Raw genomic sequence first — 19,358 nt, forward strand, 5'->3', positions numbered from 1 at the left:
CGTTCGCGAGCGCTCGAGTTCGACGGAACGAGTGCGACCGACCGACTGCAATCGTCGCGTGTTTCCGATTCTCACACTTACGTTTCGATAATGAAAAACAATGTTCGAAAATCCTTAAACTCGGTCGGTTCCTAGCGGCCGCATGGAACCGATCGACCGCTACGAAGAACGGCTCTACGGACGAACCGAGGAGGAAGACCTCGACTGCTACCTGCCCGGAACCCCGACACCCGCGTTCGTCGCCCGCATCGAGGGCTACCTCGACACCTGGCTGCGCTAACTCGGACCCTCACGAGCGTCGCCTCCGAACCGATCGTCGATTCTACTCCGTCTCGAGGCCGCTACGTCTCGAGGTACCGCATCGCCTCCTCGTCCTGCACCTGGTCGAACCGCCGGTAGAACTGCCCGACGGCGCGAAAGTCCGGCGGTTTCTGGAGGGCGACCACCTCGTCGGTCTCCGCGGCGACGTCCTCGAGGGAGTCCGGCGAGGCGACGGGCACCGCGAGGGTGACGCGCTCGGCGCCGGCCTCGTAGGCCTGTCGGATGCAGGCGCGGGCGGTCGCGCCCGTCGCCAGTCCGTCGTCGACGATCACGACGCGTTTCCCCTCGAGGTTCGGCACCTTCCCCCCGTCGCGGTAGCGCTCGGCCTTCTCTGCGGCGTACTCGGCCTCCTTCCGGCGCTCGCGCTCGAGGTACGTTTCGGTCACGTTCAGGTGCTCGACGAGCGGTTCGTTGAGCCAGACGCTGCCGTCGCTGGCAACGGCGCCGACGGCGAGTTCGGGGTTCTCCGGCGCGCCGATCTTCGAGGCGACGACGACGTCGAGTTCGGCGCCGAGGGCGTCGGCGACCGGCCGGGCCACGGGGAGGGCCCCCCGCGGAATCCCGAGGACGACGTCCGCCTCGACGTCCCGCCGCTCGAGTTCGGCCGCGAGTCGATCGCCGGCGTCGGTTCGATCGTCGAACATGGTCACGCGCGGGAGTACGCCGTCCACCACCTATGTTTTTCCGTGGCACGGGACGGGGCGACGACGATCGGCCTCGGACCGGAACACGCCTGCCGAAACGCTTCGGCTAGGGGCCATCCACGGCCAATATGACGCGACTGCAGCGAACGCTCGCGGACGTTTCCGAGGAGTCGTCCGACAACGGCCGGATCGGCATCGTCGGCGGCAGCGTCGGCTACCCGAACCAGCCGGCGCTGGTCGGGATGGCCGCGTTGCGAACCGGCTCCGACCACGTTCGAACGCTCGTCGCGGCGGACACCTACCCGGTCGTCGCGGGTCACTCGCCGAACCTGCTCGTGAGTTCCTACCGGGGCGACCACTTCGGGGACGCGGCCGTCGAGCGGGCGATGGAACTCGAGGAGTGGGCGGACGCGCTCGTGATCGGCCCCGGACTCGTCGACGCGGACGAGGGCGCCGTCCGCGAGACCGTCTCCGGCGCGGACGTCCCGGTGGTGGTCGACGCCCTCGCGATCGAACCCGGGCTCGAGGCGGACCTGTCGAACGCGATTCTCACCCCCAGCAGCCGCGAAGTCGACCCGATTCGCGAGGAGTACGGCTCGCTCGAGGCGTTCACCGGGGAGACGGGAGCCGTGATCGCGCTGACCGGCGACGTCGACGAAATCGTCGCGGACGGCGAGCGGCGAACCAACGAGACCGGGACGACGGCGTTGGCGGTCGCCGGGACGGGGGACACCCTCACCGGGATCGTCGCCTCGTTGCTCGGCCAGGGGACGGATCGAACCGACGCCGCGGAGCTCGGCGTGTGGGCCCTCGGAAAAGCCGGCGAACTCGCGACCGCGGACAGGGGTCCGGGACTCGTGGCGACGGACGTCATCGACCGGATTCCGGACACGATCAGGTGAGGGTCGTCGGTCTAGGGGGGCGGTCGTGCGGCCGATCGACCGATCGACCGGGAGGCCGGTGGAGCGCTCGCTCGATCCGACGGACGCCGTTTCGCGACGGTTCGTATCGACAAAGAAGTGACTAAACTCCGTCCGAGAACGGCAGACGGTGGCGAAATCGCTACTGATCGAGCCTCCGGCGCACGAATTCGCGCGTCGACCGACATCCAGATTTATGAAAGAAGTCCAACAGCCGGTGGCCATGTCAAGCTTTTCTTTGAAACGGATCCAGGCCGAGTGTCCGAATACGGAGTCGATGACGTCAGCAGCCTGATGAGATTCCCTCGCGGGGTGGCCCGAGTGCCACTCGGACCCGGACTCCACTACACATGGAAGGCTACAGTTCCGCCGTCGACGTACTGTTCGAGAAGGCGAAGGAAGCGGTTCACCAGTACGGCCTCGGCCTGCTGTTCGCGGCCAACATCTTCGGCGCGGGATCGATCTACATCCTGACGGAAGCCGGCGTCGGCTTCGGCTTCGGCCTTCTGTGGGTGTTGCCGCTGACGCTGGGCGTCGGCCTGACGATGCACGAGATGTCCGCCAGGCTGGCGACGATCAACGAACCGCTGATGGAGTACATCACGGACGTGATCGGACCGACAGCGGCGAAACCGTTCGCGGTGGGGATCGCGTTCATCATGCAGTTCTGGAGCGTCGCGAACTACGCCATCGCCGGCGCGGCGCTCGTCTACATCACCCCGCTCGACAACCTCTACGTCGGGATCATCCTGATGGCCGCGCTCGGGATCGCCCTCGTCGAACTCCGCGTGTACAGCCGGATCGAGGGCGTGATCGCCGCGCTGGTGCTGGCGATCTTCGCCTCGTATCTCGTGATCGTCGCGAACCTCCAGCCGCCGCTCGAGTCGATCGCCTCGGGGTTCGTCCCCGCGATGAACCTCGAGTTCGAGTACCTGACGATGGTCATCGCGCTCATGGGGACGACCGTCTACTACCCGAACTTCTTCATCCAGACGAGCATGCGCTCGGAGAAGGACTGGGATAGCATCTCCCGGTACAGGCGGGATCACACCGTCGGACTGGCCGCCGTCGTCGCCCTGAGCGCGACGGTGATCGTCGCGGCCGCGATCGCGGTCCCCGACGGGACGCTCACGCTGATCGCCCCGGCCGAACCGCTGACCGACATGATCGGACCGTGGGTGCTCGGCGTCTTCGTCCTCGCGGTCGGGGCCGCGTCGTTCACGAGCGCGACCGGCACGCTGTTCGCCGCCGGGTTCATGGTCCCCCAGGCGTACGGGGTGACGACGCGGTTCGGCGACGCGCCGTTTCGCTGGACCGTCCACGTGCTGATCGGCCTGTCGGTCCTCATCGCCATCCCGATCATCGCGTTCACCGGCTTCACCCCGGTCAGCCTGGCGCTGATGATGCCCGCCGTCAACGGCGTCGTCGGGCTGCCGATCACCGCGCTGGCGCTGTACGCCGCGGTGAATCGCTTCTTCGACCCCTCGCGGCTCGAGCGAGCGATCTTCCTGACCGCCGTCGCCCTCATGTTCGCCGTCTCGGCGACCACCGCCCAATCGCTGACGCGGTCGATCCTCGAGTTGCTCTAGCCTCGAGGCGCCGTAGGCGTCGACCGTCGCGATCCTCGACGCCCCGTGCCGCCGCGGGGGTATTCGTGGCGCCGTGATCGCCGCGGGGGTATTCGCGGTGCCGTGATCGCCGCGGCGGTACTCGAAGCACCGTAGTCGCCGTGGCGTGACCGGCAGTTCCCGCATCGCGAGGTGGGTCGATCGGCGACGTTTTGCGACGGCCGCCACGATCGCCGCGCTGGCGGCACTGCAGCACGGTTAAGGTGCCCGCCGAAATAGCTCGCGTACGTCGCGATATGCTGGAACTCCCGCTCGAGGCGCCGCTCGTCGTCGTACTCGTCGCCATCGCGTTCGTCTCCGGCATCGGCATCACGACGATCGGTCCGGGCGGGATCTTCGTCACGATCGCCCTCTACTCGCTGACCCCGTTGTCCTCGAGCCAGATCGCCGGAACGGCCCACGCGACGTTCGTCGCGACCGGCCTCGTCGGCAGCGCCGCCTACCTCTACTCCGGCGAGATGAGGACGGGCGAGAGCCGGGCGCTCGCCATCGTGCTGAGCGCCTCGAGCGTCGTCGGAGCGCTCATCGGCGCGTACGCGAACTCGTTCGTCCCGCGGGCGGTGTTCGGCCTGCTGCTCGGCGGCTTCGCCTCAGGCGTCGGCGCGATCATCCTCTACCGGGAGCGCCGCGGGTTCAACCCGCTGTACGCGCTTGAGGTGAAGACCGTGCAGGGGAAGGTCGTGCTGGCGGGACTCGGGTTCGGCCTCGGCGTCGCGAGCGGACTGCTGGGGATCGGCGGGCCGGTGCTCGCGGTGCCCGCGCTGGTCATCGTCGGCGTCCCGATGCTGCTCGCGGTCGCCGTCGCACAGGTGCAGTCGATCTTCATCGCGGGCTTCGCGACCTCGGGCTACCTGCTCCAGGGGAGCGTCCTGCCGTCGCTGGCGGTCGCCCTCGGCGTCCCGCTGCTCGGGGGCGTGGTGGTCGGCTGGAAAGTCGCCCACCGCGTCGACCCGTCCCGGTTGAAAGTCGCCCTCGGGATCGTCCTGCTCGCCGTCGGCCCGTACCTCGCGTTCTGATCCGCCGAGCCCCACCGGCGACCGGTCGTGGTCGACGACAGTCACGCGAGCCGACGGGTGGCGTGACACCCACGGTGGTCGACGCCGTACGACCCATATGGCCGCTCGCGTGCTCGTACCCTACGACGACTCCGCACCCGCTCGAGAGGCCCTCGAGCGGGCCTTCGAACTGTTTTCCGACGGCGAGTTTCTCGTCGTGACCGTCTCCGACGCGTCCTCGGTCTCGTACATCCCCGACGCGCCCGACGAGTCGCTGGTGGACGACGAGGTCGAGGACCTCCTCGGGGAGGGACTCGAGGAACTCGACTCGGCCCTCGACCTCGCCGAGGCGCACGGACGGCGCGTCGAAACCGAGGTTCGTATCGGCTCGTCGGCCCAGGAGATCCTCGAGAGCGCCGAAGAGAACGACGTCGACCACGTCGTGATGGGGAGCGACGGCCACTCGGGAGTGACGCGCCTGCTGCTGGGCAGCGTCGCTGAGGTCGTCGTCCGCCACTCGCCGGTGCCGGTGACGGTCGTCCGGTGACCGCGAACCGCCCGCTCGAACGGGGGCGGACGTCCCCCACCTTACCAGTGCAAGGCCAACCGGGACGCTCCTCGTCCCCCACTGCGAAATCATGGCACGATCGAAGACGAGGCGGGGCGACCGCGTTCGACCCCGGAGACGAACGCGGCAACGGGAGGACGAGAACCGCGACCGACGCCGCGGGCAGATCGACCAACGGATCCGGAGCGTCGAGCGGGAGTGGACGCCCGAAAGGGAACGGGAACCGACGGGTCCGTCGCGGGTACTCGTCCCGTTCGACGGCTCCGAGTACGCCCGGGCGGCTCTCGAGTACGCCCTCGAACTGTTCCCGAGCGCCGAGTTCACCGCGCTGACGATCGTCGACGATTCGTCGGTCCCCTACCTGCCGAACCCGTTCGACGGCGCCGGCACCGGCTCCGGGAGTCGCGTCGACCGGGCGGAGCGCACGTCTCCGGAGCGCGAAGGGGTCCTCGAGGTCGCGGCCGATCACGACGCCGAGGTAGCGACGACCAGCCGGATCGGTTCGCCGTCTCGGGGGGTCCTCGACTACCTGGACGAGAGCGACGTCGACCACGTGGTCATCGGGAGCCGCGGACGGTCGGGCGTGAGCCGGATCGTCCACGGCAGCGTCGCGGAGGTCGTCGTCCGCCACTCACCGGTACCGATGACCGTCGTTCCGTGACCGGTTCCGCAGTGGTTCCGCGACCGCCTCCGCCGTCGATCCGTGACCGCCCCCGCATTCGTTCCGTCAACGCCGCCGGGCCCGTCCGCGGTCGCTCGTGCCACCGACTCTGGCCCATTTTCCCGTCCGTAACCGCGAAACCGTCGTTCAGCCGAGGCCGTCGATCCGTCCTCGCACCTATCGAGTCGCGACCGCCGAGCCCCGACGGGGCGTTCGTGACCATCCGGAGCGGAGTAAGACGCCCTTTCTCGGTGCCGCCGCGGCGAGGGACGCGGTAAGGGGCGACAGCCGGCACAACCCACTTAGGGCTGACGACGATAGATCGAAAGGATGGCTCTCTTCGCCCCGGTCGCACTCGCAGCCGTCGCGTTGGGTATCGGTCTCGAAGTCGTCTCGCGCCGAGCCCTGGAGGAGAACCCGTCGGTCGCCACGGAGGAGTTCCCGGAGATCGATCGGGAGTTGCTCGAGAAGTTCAGCAGCTTCGACGCCGAACTCGGCTGGGTCCCCCAGCCCAACCGGGAGAAACAGAAGGATACGGGGGACCACCTCCCCGGCGAGGAAGTTCGGACGACGGTCACCTACTCGACCGACGAGTACGCGAGCCGAATCTGCCCGGCGAAGGATCGCGACGCCGATGCAGACGTCACGGTGTCGACCTACGGCGACTCCTACTGCTTCTGCCGCGAGGTCGACAACGACGAGACGTTCCAGAACTACCTCGCGCAGGAACTCGACACCCACGTCGCGAACTACGGCGGCGGCAACTACGGCTTCGATCAGGCGCTCATGCGGCTGAAACGGAAGTACCCGGAGGACCCGACGGACTACGTCCTGATGGTGGTCACCGCCTCCTCGATCGCCCGCATCCTCTCGGTGTGGAAGCACTACCAGGAGTTCGGCAACATCCTCGCGGTGAAACCCCGGTACGTCCTCGAGAACGGCGAGGTGCGCCGGATCGAGAGTCCGGTCGAGGAGAAAGAAGAGCTGCTCGACCTCGAGTCGAAGGCCGACTTCCTCCGGGAGTACGACTTCCACTACGACCACTGGTTCCGACCCCACCACGCGAGGTTCCCGTACGCGCCCGACTTCCTCGACGATCCGCTGAACGTCAAACACGCCCTCGCGACGGGCGGGAAGGAACTCGAGGCGCGCCTCGAGCGCCCGGTTCCGGGGATCGACTTCGACGCGCTGCAGACCGAGACGGAGCTCCAGATGGAACAGCCCCGGGTTCGGTACCACGAGCGGCTGTTCGAGACGCACGCGCCCCTGTTCGACGCGCTCATCGGCGAGTTCGTCGACTACGCCGACGAACAGGACTTCACGCCCGTGTTCGTGATGGTCCAGCAGCTCCGCTACGCCACCTACGAGGAGGAACACGGCCCGATCTACGGCAACTTCCTCGAGGAACTCGACGAGCGCTACGACGACCTCGAGACGATCGACATGGCGCGCGAACTCGACGTCGACGACGTGAAGTCGCTGTACGTCCAGCGCGGTGAGGGCGGCCACTACAGCCCCGAGACCAACCGGCGGATCGCGGAGGTCATCGCCGGCCGGGTGTTCGACGAGCGGGCGAGCGCCTCCCCGGGGACGAGCGGCGCCGGCGTCGGCGAACCGGGTGAGGCGGGCGTCGGCGAGTCCTGAGCGGAGGAACTCGGGCGTCGAACCGGCCGGGTACCGCGGTGAGCGTCGTCGGTCTCCCGAGAGGGGGCCGGCGTTGCCGACGGCGGTCACTTGATACCGCGCCAACTCGTTCTCTCGACTATGGGCTGGACCGCCGAGGACGTACCAGATCAACGGAACCGGAGGGTCGTCGTCACGGGCGCGAACAGCGGCATCGGCCTCGAGACGACCCGCGAACTCGCGCGCAACGGCGCGGCGGTGATCATGGCCTGCCGGAGCGTCGGCCGTGGCGAGGAGGCCGCGCGCGACGTCCGATCCGAGATACCCGACGCCGACCTCCGCGTCGAGGCCTGCGATCTGGGGAGCCTCGAGTCGATCCGGGCGTTCGCCGATCGACTAGGAGACGAGCAACTCGACGTCCTGATCAACAACGCGGGCGTGATGGCGATTCCGCGTTCGACGACCGAGGACGGCTTCGAGACCCAGTTCGGCGTCAACCACCTGGGCCACTTCGCGCTCACGGGCCTGCTGCTCGAGAACCTGCACGTCCACGACGACCGCGAGTCGCGGATCGTCACCGTCTCGAGCGGAACGCACGAGATGGGCGAGATCGACTTCGACGACCTCCACGGCGAGCGGTCGTACGATCCGTGGGGCGCCTACGCCCAATCGAAGCTGGCGAACGTGCTGTTCGCCTACGAACTCGAGCGCCGACTGCTGACGGCGGGCGCGAACGCGAAGAGCGTCGCGGTCCACCCGGGGTACGCGGCCACGGGGCTGCAGTACCGCGGCCCGGAGGAGAGCGGGAGTCGACTCCGACTGGCGGCGATGAAGGTGCTGAACGCCGCCGTCGCCCAGTCCGCCGAGATGGGCGCGCTGCCGACGCTGTACGCCGCGACCGCGCCCGACGCGGAGGGCGGCGCGTACTACGGCCCCGACGGGTTCATGAACATGCGCGGGACGCCCGAGCGACAGGCGTCGTCCGACCGATCGTACGACGAGGAGGCGGCCCGGCGCCTGTGGGCCGTCTCGAGGGAGTTGACCGGGGTTTCGTACGACCTGCCGCGGCCGGCGCTCGAGACGGAGACGGCGTAACTCGACCGACGCCATCGGTGCCGGCGCGGCGGCTTCGGTGGGATTTATTCGGGCTCGCGGCGGGCGTGCGTCCATGGGAGACGATCGACTGCGGATGACGCCCGGCCCCACCGAGGTGCCGAACGCGGTCCGCGAGCGAATGGCTGAATTGACGCCCAACCCCGACGTCGAGGACGAGTTCGTCGAGTTCTACCGCGGCCTGACGGGGAAACTCGAGTCCGTCTTCGGCGACGACGACGTCGCGGTCCTCGGCGGCGAGGGGATCCTCGGCCTCGAGGCGGCCGTCGCGTCGCTGATCGAGCCGAACGACCGCGTCCTCTGTATTTCGAACGGCATCTACGGCGACGGATTCGCCGACTTCGTCGAACTGTACGGCGGCGAGGCCGTCACCTGCCGGTCGCCCTCGACGGAGCCGCTGGACCTCGAGGCGATCGAGGAGACGCTCGAGGAGGGCGCGGACGATGGCGGCTTCGACGTCGCCACGATGGTCCACTGCGAGACGCCGACGGGCGTGCTGAACGACATCGAGTCCGTTCTGGACCTGCTCGAGGAACGCCACGTGCTGAGCGTCGTAGACGCGGTCTCCTCGCTCGGCGGGACGCCCGTGCCCACCGAGAGGATCGACGTCTGTCTGGGGGCCTCCCAGAAGTGCTTCAGCGCGCCGCCGGGGCTGACCGTTCTCTCCGTGAGCGACCGCGCCTGGGAGCGCATCGAGGCCACCGAGACGCGCTCGTTCTACGCCGACCTCGAGCCCTGGCGCACCGCGGCCGACGAGGGCTGGTTCCCGTACACGATGCCCGTCTCCGACCTGTACGCGCTGGACGCGGCGATCGACCTGCTGCTCGAGGAGGGCCTCGAGTCCGTCTTCGACCGCCACGCGGAGGCCGCGCGAGCGTGTCGCGAGCGGACGCGGGAAATCGGGGTGGCGGTGTATCCCGAGAGCGACGACCTGGCGTCCCCGACCGTGACGGCGCTGCACCTCGAGGGGCGAGCCGCCGAGGTGCAACGGCGGATCGAGGAAGAGCACGATATCGTGCTTTCTACGGGCCTCGGAGACCTCGAGGACGACATCCTTCGGGTCGGCCATATGGGCCACAACGCCCGCCTCGAGCGCGTCGAGCGGACGATGGGCGCCCTCGAAGACGTGCTCGATGGCTGACTCGGATTCGAACTCGGACGCCGACGTTCGGTGTGACGCGACCTATTCGAGAACGAGACGAAGACGGTGAAAGCCCTCGGCCCGCTCGCCGGGTCTCTGATGGATATCCTCCCTTCGGTCGGATAGTGCCCCCTGAGACCCGGCGACCGAGCCTCGCCCTTTCAGTCCGCCAGGGAGCCTGCCTTTCCCCGGGTCGCGCGGTTCGCCACGTCCGTGGCTCACACGCGCTCCCGGCCACTGGGCGCGCGCTGGTGGGGTCGCCGAGTACAACGAGGCGACTCCGCCGACGCCGTGCGAGGGGTGAGGAGCACAGGCGAACGGAGTGAGCCGAGCACCGCAAGCGGTTGGGGTGGGTAAGGCCACGGGTGGGACTGAAAGGGGCCGGCTGGTTGAGCGAACGCGGAGCGTTCGCGATGCTCGAAAGACGCGAAGCGTCTTTCGTAGGTCGAGGAAGGCGGACGAAGTAAGCACTGAAACGAGCGTAGCGAGTGAGGAGCGTAACGAGGCCCCCGACTCGAGACTGTCGGGGGCTTTCGTAGTCCGCACGTTGTCACGAAACGACGCTGGGAGTTTACGACCTCGTTCGAGGGCGTCGAGGGCTTTCACCGTGTTTTCACTCGCCGATTCCGTTCGGTGGATGTCGATCCTTCGGGAGAGGCTACCGGGTAAATCGACTGCTCAACCCGAAGCGAACGAGATAGCTAGGCGTTGGCGTACCACTGCGACGGCGGAGGGAAAGCCGTTTAATCGCCAGGTTCCCACTCCGGACAATGAGTTACCGGATCGGACTGGTCGGCAAGCCGTCGGTCGGCAAGTCCTCGTTCTTCAACGCCGCGACGATGAACGACGTGCCCGAGGGGGCTTACCCGTTCACGACAATCGACCCGAGCGTCGGCGAGGCGTACGTCCGCGTCGAGTGCGCCGCCCCCGAGTTCGACGAGGAGTGCACCCCGAACGTCGGCTACTGCGACCACGGAACCCGGTTCGTCCCGACGAAACTCGTGGACGTGGCGGGGCTGATCCCCGGCGCCCACGAGGGGGCGGGCCTCGGCAACCAGTTTCTCACCGACCTGAACGAGACCGACGTGCTGGTCCACGTCGTCGACTTCTCCGGGAAGACGGACCTCGAGGGCGAGGCCACCGAGGGGCACGACCCCCGGGAGGACATCGCTTTCCTGGAGGACGAACTCGACCAGTGGTACCTCGGAATCCTCGAGAAGGGGATCACCCGGTACGAGTCCGGCTACACGACCGAGGACGACGCCATCGAGGAGGAACTGGCCGAGCAGATGAGCGCGTTCAAGACGAACGAGGACCAGATCAAGCTCCTGATCCGCCGGACGGGCGTCGGCTTCGACCCCGACGAGTGGGACGAGGAGGACAAACTCGAGTTGGCCCGCGAGATCCGCAAGGAGACCAAGCCGATGGTGATCGCGGCCAATAAGATGGACACGCCCGAGGCCCAGGCGAACTACGAGGAGATCACCGGCGACCCCGACTACGACCACCTGACGATCGTCCCCTGCAGCGCCCACGCCGAGAAGCCGCTGAAGTCCGCTGACAAGGCGGGCGTCGTCGACTACCGCCCCGGCGACGCCGACTTCGACATTACGGGCGACCTCTCCGACGAACAGAAGAAGGGCCTCGAGCGGATCCGCGACTTCCTCGCCGGGTACGGCTCGACGGGCGTCCAGGCGGCACTCGAGACGGCGCTGTTCGACGTCCTCGGCGTCGTGCCGGTCTTCCCCGGCGGCGCGAACGGGCTCGGCAACGAGCGCGGGGAGGTGCTGCCGGATTGCTTCCTGATTCCGCCGGAGTCGACGGCGAAGGACTTCGCCTTCAGCCTCCACTCCGACATCGGCGAGGGCTTCCTCCACGCGATCGACTGCCGGACGAACCGCCAGCTCGGGAAGGACTACGAGGTCCAGCCGCGGGACGTGATCGAAGTCATCACGACGAACTGAGCCGCGTCGACTGGACGCGTCGTGCCGTCGTTCGGCTTCGACCGGCGCCTGATAGTAGTAGTTGCTATCCGCCCCCGCTGCCGGTTTGCGGGCATTTATGCGCCTCACGCGGCTTCCTCCCGTCGATGGGACGCTCGTCAGCCGCCGGATCGACGCCCGACGCGGGTCCCGGGAGCGACCTCGAGCCCGGACGCGCGTACGGCCTCGTGCTCGTCGCCACCCTCGGGTACACCTGTCTGATGTTCATCTGGTTCTCGCTGCCGGCGTACCTCCCCGTGATCATCGACGAACTGCGGCTGTCGGGGACGCAGGCGGGCGTGGTCGCGGGCGCGGTGCCGCTGACCTACATCCCCCTCGCGCTGGTCTCGGGGCTCGTCGTCGACCGCGTCGGGCCGGGACGGAGCCTCGCGACCGGAATCGCGATCTACGGCGTCGGACAGCTCGGCCGGAGCGCGGCCGGCGGGTTCCCGTCGCTGCTGGCGTTCACCCTCCTGATCGGCGTGGGGGCGACCGCCATCACCTTCGGCCTCCCGAAGCTCGTCTCGGTGCTCTTTCCGCCCGACCGGACGGGCTTCCCCTCCTCCATCTACCTCGTCGGCGCCTCCGCGGGCACCGCGAGCGCGTTCGCGGTCGGCCGGCCGGTCCTCGGCCCGGCCCTCGGGGGCTGGCGCCCGCTGTTCTTCTGGAGCGGCGCCGTCGCCGTCGGCTACGCCTGCGTCTGGTTCCTCGTCTCCCGAGTCGCGCGGGTCGACGAGCGCTCGCGCGAGCGCGGGCGGGCCGAGGCGGTTGCCAACGGAGGGGGAACCACCGACCGCCTCGAGTCGATCCGCCGGGACCTCCGACTGGTCCTCACCCACCCCGAACTCCGCCTGGTCGTGGTGATCGGGACGATGTACCTGCTGCTCAGCCACGGCATGCAGGGGTGGCTCGCGACGGTCCTCGAGTCGCGGGGCTTCGCCGCGGACCGCGCGGGGCGGACGACGAGTCTGCTCGTGGCCGCCTACGCCGCGGGAATCCTCACCGTACCCGCCCTCGCGGACCGCTTCGACGCCCGACGCCTCGCGCTGATGTGCTGCGGCGTCGTCGCCTTCGTCGGCGTCTCAGGCGTGATCGCGGGCGGCGTGGGTCCCCTCCTGCTCGCCAGCGTGGTCGTCACCGGGATGGGAACCGGCGGGCTCTCACCGCTCGTGCGGGCGATCCCGCCCGAACTCGAGGGGATCGGCGCGCGGCTCACCGGGACCGCGGTCGGCTTCATCTTCGCCGTGGGCGAGATCGGCGGCTTCCTCGGCCCGGTGCTCGTCGGCACCCTCCACGACCTCACGGGCTCGTACGTCCCCGGGCTGGGACTGCTTGCGCTCGGCGGGTTGGTCGTCGTCGGCGCCGGCTACGGGTTGCGGAGCGTGGACTGACGGGGACAGCGGTCCGCGTGAAAAGGGCCGATACCGTCAGCGAGCCGGATCGACCGACGCCGACGCCGGCGCGTCCTCGAGCGCCGTCGAGACGTCGGCGAGCAGATCCTCGAGCGCGGATCGCTCGAGTTCCCACCAGTCGGTCGATCGCTGATAGGTCGCGAGGAGGTCCCGGATCGCCTCGAGCTGGGCCGCCGTGAAGCGCGTTTCGCCGCGCTCGAGCGTCTCGAACGCCTGATAGATCTCGAGCGACGGCGGGTCGACGTCCGCCGAGTCGGCGGCGGTTTCCTCACGCTCGATCCGGTCGAGGAGCACGTGGTGGAGCGTCCACTGCGCCTCGAGGGCGAGCGGGAGCGCGATCGGGTCCGGCGATCGTGACGTGGCGGGCATGACGGTGTATCCGGTCTGACCTATGGGGTCCGACGTAATAAGGATTGCTAGCAATTAACATGGGTGCAACGCCGCAGTCGTGCGGTTCGGCGGTGGGACGAGCGGGAAAGACGGGGAGGAGATCGTACCGACACGAGGTCGAGGATCGTACCGGTGAAGGGGTCGAGTGCGGTGGGTTCCGAATTACTCCCGGCGCCGGACTTCGTGCCGGCCGAACCCGTACCGCAGTCGGTTGGCCAGCCGCCTCGAGAAGCGGCCGTCGTCGGCCCGCGAGCCGAAGCGCTCGGCCAGCGACGTGTAAATGAGGGGGAGGGGCACCTCCCGCTCGAGGGCCTCCTGGACCGTCCACGTTCCCGTGGAGCCGCCCTCGATCCGGTCGGCGACGTCGCCCAGGTCCGTCCCCTCTTCGCGGAAGGCCTCCTCGCACAGCTCGAGTAGCCACGAGCGGATCACCGCGCCGTTGTTCCACACCGACGCGACCTGCTCCAGATCGAGGTCGTAGCGCCCCTCGTGGAGCAACTCGAAGCCCTCGCCGTAGGCCTGCATCAGCGCGTACTCCACGCCGTTGTGGACCATCTTCACGTAGTGGCCCGCCCCCGACGGCCCGACGAGTTCGTGACCGTCCGGCCCCGTCGCGACGGCGTCGAACGCCGGCTCGAGCTCCTCGTAGGCCCACTCCGGTCCGCCGATCATCAGCGAGAAGCCGAGTTCCGCGCCAGCAGGGCCGCCGGAGGTGCCACAGTCGAGGTAGGCCGCCGAACACGCCTCGGCGCGGCGGACCGAGTCCTTGAAGTAGGAGTTTCCGCCGTCGACCACGACGTCCTCGGCCTCGAGGTGCGGGTCGAGTTCCTCGAGCGTCGCGTCGACCGGCTCTCCCGCGGGGACCATGAGCCAGACGCGCTTTCCGTCGCCCTCGCCTTCGTCCAGACGGTTTGCGAGGTCGGCGATGGAGTCGGCCGGTTCCGCGCCGGCGTCGGCGGCCGTCGCCACGGCCCCCTCGTCGAGGTCGAAGGCCACGACGTCGTGGCCCGCCTCGAGGGTCCGCCGCGCGACGATCTGTCCCATGCGTCCCAGTCCGATTACGCCCAGTTGCATGCTCGAGGGTGGGCGGCGGGTGGTGGTAGTGGTTGTGATTCGCGTTGGACTCGATCGTGCATCGTTCATCGTTCACCAGGTGCGACGGCTGGCCGATTCGAGCGGAACTCGAAGGCTGTGAGCATCAGGACGATGTGAACGCGGTGAAAGCCCCCGCTTCGCTCGAGTCTGCTGACGGCGTGCGCTCCTCGCTACCGCTGCGGTGCTACGGCTGTCGGCCTCCTCGACCAACGAAAGACACTTTGCGTCTTTCGAGCATCGCAATCCCGTTGGGTTTGCTCAACGACCGGCCCCTTTCAGTCCCGCCCAGCGCCTCGCCCTCCCCAACCGCCAGCGGTGCTCGGCTCACGCCGTTCGCCTGTGCTCCTCGTCCAACGGAAGACGCGGAGCGTCTTCCGAGCCATTCGCTCGCTACCGCTCGCGAAGACCTCGGACGGCTTCGTCGAACGGCCGAACACCTGTGAGGACGTTCGACAGCGCGCGCCACGTGGCAAGGAGGGGGTACTGAAACACCTGGTGATCGAACCACCGTCAGGCGCTGTCGGGCTTTCTCCGCCCCTCTGACTCGGCGTCGGACTCGGAGTCGGAAAAGCGGTCCTCGGCCACCGCGAACGTGAGCGTGCTGACGATGCCGAGCAGGGTCCCCGCCGTGAGGGCCGTCGCGAGGTAGGTGACGGAGGCCCGAGCGAGGAAGAACGCGCTCACGGCGTGAAGCACGAGCGCGATCGCGACCACGTAGAAGGGCGCGTTGAGGTAGCGCCACTCGAGGCGGTCCGCGATGTACTCGTCCGTGATCTGGCCGAGGCTGGTCGTGATCCCCGCGGCGGCGATCCACTGAACCGATCCGAAGACGAACGCGGCCAGCAACTCGGCGACGCCGACCGCGTCCGCCCGCGTCCGTTGGAGTTCCTCGAGGGCGTCCGCCCCGCTGACGACGCCGAGGACGAGCAACACGGTCGCGACCACGTACGCGAGCAGGGTCATCCGACCCGCATAGAGCAGGTTCAGGGCCCGTTCGGCGGTCTCGTCGACGTGCTCGCCCAGGCCGAGCCCCCGCGAGATGAGGTACAGTCCGAGCAGCGCCGAGGTGGTCCCGAGGACGAGTCCCGGCAACTCGAGCAGGGCGCCCAGCAGCGCGAGGGGGTAGATCAGCAGGACGATCCCCAGCGGGATGAGGATCGTTCCCCGCGTCTCCGGGTCGTCGAGCACCTGCTTGATCGTGTAGTACATCGACTCCAGATTCTGGGCCTGACGGACGACGACCCGGCGGACGCCGTCGATGGGCACTCGAGACCTGACGATCGGGATGACCGATTCGTCCTGCGCGCCGTCGGTGACCACGAGCGCCCGGACGTCCTCCGCGGTCGAGAGGTTCGCGAGCACCGTGTCCACCTCCTCGCCGACCTCGCGGTTGGCGCTGACGTCGGAGCCCTCGTTCCCCGTGACGACGGCCACCTCGACGCTCTCGTCGCGCCCGGCGAGGTCGTCGTAGACGTGCAGTCCCTGAAAGATCACGTTGACGTCCGAGTCCTCCGGGTCCGCGGTCGCGAGGGCGACGGCCGCCTCCTCGACGGGGTCGCGACCGATGACCGGCGTCGAGAAGCCGGTCTTGCGGCCGAGATCGTCGTCGAGGTCGACGCACAGGACCAACAGCATCGACTCGAGGTAGGAGCGCGCGGTATTTCGCTCTTCTGCTCCCCGAAGCCGACGTCGGTTCCGACGGAGCGTCCACGCTGTATTCGACCCCTGCGTTCGCGCGACGTTCCCGTTGAGGATCGATCCGTTTCGCACGTCTTTTGGCGCTCGAGGCGGTACCGACGGTCGAATGATCTCGAAGGGGTGTGAACAGTGCGCCAAAGGCGGCAAGATGGTGCTGTTCGTCTACGGCTACTGCGACCAGCGCGACTGCTTCTACTGCCCGCTCGGCGAATCCCGCAAGAACGTCACCGACGTTTACGCGAACGAGCGACGCGTCGAGTCCGACGAGGACGTCCTCGCCGAGGCGAGGAAGATGGACGCCCTCGGCACCTCGATCACCGGCGGCGAACCGCAGGAGGCCCTCGACCGCACCTGCCACTACCTCTCGCTGCTGAAAGACGAGTTCGGAGACGACCACCACACCCACCTCTACACCGGCATCACCGGCGGCCGGGAGAACATGCGCCGCCTCGCCGAGGCCGGCCTCGACGAGATCCGGTTCCACCCGCCGCTCGAGCAGTGGGGCGACCTCCACGGCACCGAGTGGGAGGAGATCCTCCACGTCGCCCGCGAGGAGGGCCTCACGCCCGCCTTCGAGATCCCCGGCATCCGCGCCGAACCCGAGTTCCTCGAGTTCCTCGACGAGGGCGCCGCCGACTTCTGCAACGTCAACGAGTTCGAGATGTCCCAGGGGAACTACCGCCGGATGCAGGAACAGGGCTTCGAACTCAAGGAGGGGCACATGAGCGCCGTCGAAGGCTCGAGGGAGGAGATCCTCGAGGTGATGGGCGACCACCCCAGGGTGTACTTCTGCACCTCCGTGTTCAAGGACGCGGCCCAGCACCGCCGCCGCCTCAAGCGCATGGCCCGCAACGTCCGCCGGGAGTTCGACGACATCACCGACGACGGTACTATCGTCTACGGCAAGACCTACACCGATCCCGAACGGTTCGTGGAACTCGGCGTCCCCGAGGAGTTCTACACCGTCAAGACGGCGCACGTCGAGGTGGCGTGGTGGCTGCTCGAGGAGATGATCGAGGAGGGCGACCTCGAGGACGGCGAGATCGTCGAACAGTATCCCACCTACGACGGGCAGGTCGTCGAGCGGACGCCGCTCGCCTGATCGCGACCGTCCCCCGCGACGACAGTTTAATCCCAGTGGGAGGATCTCCGCCTGAGCGGCCGCGAGGGCGGCGAGGGCTTTCGAAGTGTTCTCGATTTTCTAGAGGTCGGCCCAGTCATGAATAGATGAACACGGCCGCGGTGAAAGACGTCGAAGGTGGGGCGAACACGACTCGAGGGACGCTACGAACGGGCGAACTCGCGGCGGTCACCTCGAGTCCCGCAGTCGCTCGAGCAGCGTGAGCGTCCCGTCGGCGTGGATCCCCTCGAGCACCTCGTCAGCGGCGTCTTTGGCGGCGTCGTCGGCGTTCGCGACGGCGTAGCTGCGGCCGACGACCTCGAAGGTGGAGACGTCGTTCTCGGAGTCGCCGACGGCGACGGCCTCCTCGAGGTCGAAGCCGACGCGCTCGGCGATCGTACGGACGCCGTCGCCCTTGTTCGGCGCGGGGTCCTTGACGTGGTAGGCGTAGCCGGTGTCGACGACCTCGAGGCCGTGCTCGGCGGCGATCTCGCGGAGGGGGCCGTCGGGTCGGTCGATGGCGACGGCGACCTCGGTCTCGCGCCAGCGGTTGACGGTGTCCTCGGACCCCCAGCCGAGGGAGTGGCCGGCGGCCTCGTACTCGCGGGCGACGGCTCGAGCGGCCTCGCGATCGGCGGTGAAGAGCACGTCGTCGCCGGTGTAGACGACGCCGCCGTTCTCGGCGACGACGAGCTGGGGGATGCCGACGAAGTGACAGAGGGCGACCGGGTACGGGAAGGCCTTCCCGGTGGCGATCACGACGGGGGCGTCCCACTCCCGGAGGGGGTCGAAGACGCGCGGGTCGAGGCCCCACTTGTCCGGGCGGGTGAGCGTGCCGTCGACGTCGAGGACGAGCGGCGGATCGGCTGTCATACGCGTCACTCGGGGGGCGAACGGCCAAAAACGGTCGGATGTTTCGGCGAGCGACGCGACCGGGATCGACGCGCTCGAGGCGTCGATCGGCCGCTCAGAGGGCCAGGTAGCCCGCGTTGGGCAGCAACCCGGCCAGGTAGAGCAGGCCGAGGACCAGCATGATCTCCGCGATGGCCATCGCCGGCGGGTCCACGTGCGTCCCGGAGTGGGAGTAGAACACGCGCTGGGAGACTTCGGCCAGCAGCGCGCTGATCGCGCCGAACGCGGCGGCGACGAGCAACACGATCGGATCGCTCCCGACGGCCGACGCGGCGATCACCGCGCCCGTCGACCCCAGCAGCGTGATGTGGTGGGTCACGGGGATTTTCTCGACGCCGAGGTTGAGGAACAGCAGGCTCATCGCCGAGATGGCGTAGCCCAGGAAGATGCTCCCCGTCTCGAGCCAGATGTATCCGCCGAGGATCCCGCCGATGACGCCGATGGTCGCGACCCCGGACCACTTGTACTGGTGGGGCAGCCACGGCTCGGTGGCGAGCCGATCGGTTTCGACGCCGCCGTCGGCGGCGAAGCGCTTCTCCTCGCGTTCGAACGGCGTCATGTCCAGCAGGTTCGAGCCGCCCACATTGCCGACGAGCGGGTAGCCGAACACGACGCGGGCCAGCATCGCCGTCGCCACGACCGAGAGCGCGATGTTGTCCGTCGGGAAGGCGACGCCGTTCAACACCTGCGTGATGAGCATCCCGAGCGCGCCGAAGATCGCGCCGACCGCGAGGATGTCGGGTTTGGTCCCGAACGCGTACAGGATGTTCTTCCCGAAGTGGTAGTCCCAGTCGGCCGGCTCCATCTCGGGGTACTTCTTCCCGGCGTAGGCCGTCGCGGCGACGCCGCCGGCGAAGGCGATGTGGGGACCGGTGACCGCGCCGAACCCGATCGTTCCCGTGATCCCCGTGGCGATGTCGCCCGAGGGAATGGCCTCGAGCCCGCCGAGTTCGCCCTCGAGGATGGCGATCCCCTCGCCGAGGAAGACGACGAACCCGGTGAAAATGAACGCCGGCAGCGCCCCGATGGCCGCCCCGAACGCCCCGCCGGCGAGCGCGGCGATCAACAGGACGACGAACGCCTCGAGTTCCATCCCGATGATCGGCAGTTGCAGGATGAGGTTGTCGTACATGGT

The 19,358-nt window shown here is 68.4% G+C and carries 18 protein-coding genes; 12 read left to right on the forward strand and 6 right to left on the reverse strand.

The features are described 5' to 3' along the window. Window positions 1-142: 142 nt before the first annotated feature. Entirely contained in the window at window positions 143-280 is a 138-nt protein-coding gene (locus RJT68_RS03565) for a hypothetical protein (RefSeq protein WP_407039006.1), read from the forward strand. Between the two features lie 61 nt (window positions 281-341). Here RJT68_RS03565 and RJT68_RS03570 read toward each other — a convergent pair whose 3' ends face one another. Next, the gene (locus tag RJT68_RS03570) at window positions 342-965 is read right to left on the reverse strand and encodes a phosphoribosyltransferase (protein ID WP_407039007.1); all 624 of its coding nucleotides are present in this window, start codon (window positions 963-965) and stop codon (window positions 342-344) included. 128 nt (window positions 966-1,093) lie between these two features. Here RJT68_RS03570 and RJT68_RS03575 point away from each other — a divergent pair, with 128 nt between their 5' ends. From RJT68_RS03575 to RJT68_RS03620, 10 genes are all read left to right on the forward strand, one after another. Then, window positions 1,094-1,867: an NAD(P)H-hydrate dehydratase gene (locus RJT68_RS03575; protein ID WP_407039008.1), complete on the forward strand. Its 774-nt coding sequence runs from the start codon at window positions 1,094-1,096 to the stop codon at window positions 1,865-1,867. Between the two features lie 368 nt (window positions 1,868-2,235). Beyond that, window positions 2,236-3,474, forward strand: coding sequence for an NRAMP family divalent metal transporter (locus RJT68_RS03580; RefSeq protein ID WP_407039009.1), 1,239 nt, complete (start codon window positions 2,236-2,238; stop codon window positions 3,472-3,474). A gap of 275 nt (window positions 3,475-3,749) precedes the next feature. Next, the gene (locus RJT68_RS03585) at window positions 3,750-4,529 is read left to right on the forward strand and encodes a sulfite exporter TauE/SafE family protein (protein WP_407039010.1); all 780 of its coding nucleotides are present in this window, start codon (window positions 3,750-3,752) and stop codon (window positions 4,527-4,529) included. 97 nt (window positions 4,530-4,626) lie between these two features. Then, complete coding sequence (locus RJT68_RS03590; RefSeq protein WP_407039011.1) at window positions 4,627-5,055, forward strand: universal stress protein; 429 nt, start codon at window positions 4,627-4,629, stop codon at window positions 5,053-5,055. 199 nt (window positions 5,056-5,254) lie between these two features. Continuing rightward, window positions 5,255-5,737, forward strand: a complete 483-nt coding sequence (locus RJT68_RS03595) for a universal stress protein (protein ID WP_407040315.1) — start codon at window positions 5,255-5,257, stop codon at window positions 5,735-5,737. A 330-nt stretch (window positions 5,738-6,067) separates the two neighbouring features. Then, on the forward strand, window positions 6,068-7,381 hold the full coding sequence (locus tag RJT68_RS03600) for a hypothetical protein (RefSeq protein WP_407039012.1): 1,314 nt from the start codon (window positions 6,068-6,070) through the stop codon (window positions 7,379-7,381). Window positions 7,382-7,501: 120 nt separating this feature from the next. After that, complete coding sequence (locus tag RJT68_RS03605) at window positions 7,502-8,455, forward strand: oxidoreductase (protein ID WP_407039013.1); 954 nt, start codon at window positions 7,502-7,504, stop codon at window positions 8,453-8,455. Between the two features lie 73 nt (window positions 8,456-8,528). Further along, a complete protein-coding gene (locus RJT68_RS03610) occupies window positions 8,529-9,614 on the forward strand; it encodes a pyridoxal-phosphate-dependent aminotransferase family protein (protein WP_407039014.1) in 1,086 nt (361 codons plus the stop codon). 770 nt (window positions 9,615-10,384) lie between these two features. After that, window positions 10,385-11,578 carry a redox-regulated ATPase YchF gene (locus RJT68_RS03615; protein WP_407039015.1) on the forward strand — a complete coding sequence of 398 codons (1,194 nt, stop codon included), beginning with the start codon at window positions 10,385-10,387 and terminating at the stop codon, window positions 11,576-11,578. Window positions 11,579-11,817: 239 nt separating this feature from the next. Continuing rightward, complete coding sequence (locus RJT68_RS03620) at window positions 11,818-12,987, forward strand: MFS transporter (protein ID WP_407040316.1); 1,170 nt, start codon at window positions 11,818-11,820, stop codon at window positions 12,985-12,987. A 36-nt stretch (window positions 12,988-13,023) separates the two neighbouring features. Here the strand turns inward: RJT68_RS03620 and RJT68_RS03625 are convergent, their stop codons facing one another. The 3 genes from RJT68_RS03625 to RJT68_RS03635 all read right to left on the reverse strand — a co-directional run bounded on the left by RJT68_RS03625 (window position 13,024) and on the right by RJT68_RS03635 (window position 16,128). Continuing rightward, a complete protein-coding gene (locus RJT68_RS03625; protein WP_407039016.1) occupies window positions 13,024-13,377 on the reverse strand; it encodes a DUF7853 family protein in 354 nt (117 codons plus the stop codon). A 183-nt stretch (window positions 13,378-13,560) separates the two neighbouring features. Next, window positions 13,561-14,472 carry a phosphogluconate dehydrogenase (NAD(+)-dependent, decarboxylating) gene (gnd, locus tag RJT68_RS03630; protein ID WP_407039017.1) on the reverse strand — a complete coding sequence of 304 codons (912 nt, stop codon included), beginning with the start codon at window positions 14,470-14,472 and terminating at the stop codon, window positions 13,561-13,563. A 531-nt stretch (window positions 14,473-15,003) separates the two neighbouring features. Further along, window positions 15,004-16,128, reverse strand: a complete 1,125-nt coding sequence (locus RJT68_RS03635; RefSeq protein WP_407039018.1) for a DUF373 family protein — start codon at window positions 16,126-16,128, stop codon at window positions 15,004-15,006. A gap of 169 nt (window positions 16,129-16,297) precedes the next feature. On the opposite strand from RJT68_RS03635, the gene RJT68_RS03640 reads away from it, so the two are divergent. Beyond that, on the forward strand, window positions 16,298-17,293 hold the full coding sequence (locus RJT68_RS03640) for a radical SAM protein (protein WP_407039019.1): 996 nt from the start codon (window positions 16,298-16,300) through the stop codon (window positions 17,291-17,293). A 207-nt stretch (window positions 17,294-17,500) separates the two neighbouring features. Here the strand turns inward: RJT68_RS03640 and RJT68_RS03645 are convergent, their stop codons facing one another. Continuing rightward, entirely contained in the window at window positions 17,501-18,184 is a 684-nt protein-coding gene (locus tag RJT68_RS03645; protein WP_407039020.1) for a phosphoglycolate phosphatase, read from the reverse strand. Window positions 18,185-18,278: 94 nt separating this feature from the next. After that, the gene (locus RJT68_RS03650; protein WP_407039021.1) at window positions 18,279-19,355 is read right to left on the reverse strand and encodes a hypothetical protein; all 1,077 of its coding nucleotides are present in this window, start codon (window positions 19,353-19,355) and stop codon (window positions 18,279-18,281) included. Between the last annotated feature and the right edge of the window lie 3 nt (window positions 19,356-19,358).

This window comes from Halovalidus salilacus (assembly GCF_031852275.1).
Taxonomy (GTDB): domain Archaea; phylum Halobacteriota; class Halobacteria; order Halobacteriales; family Natrialbaceae; genus Halovalidus; species Halovalidus salilacus.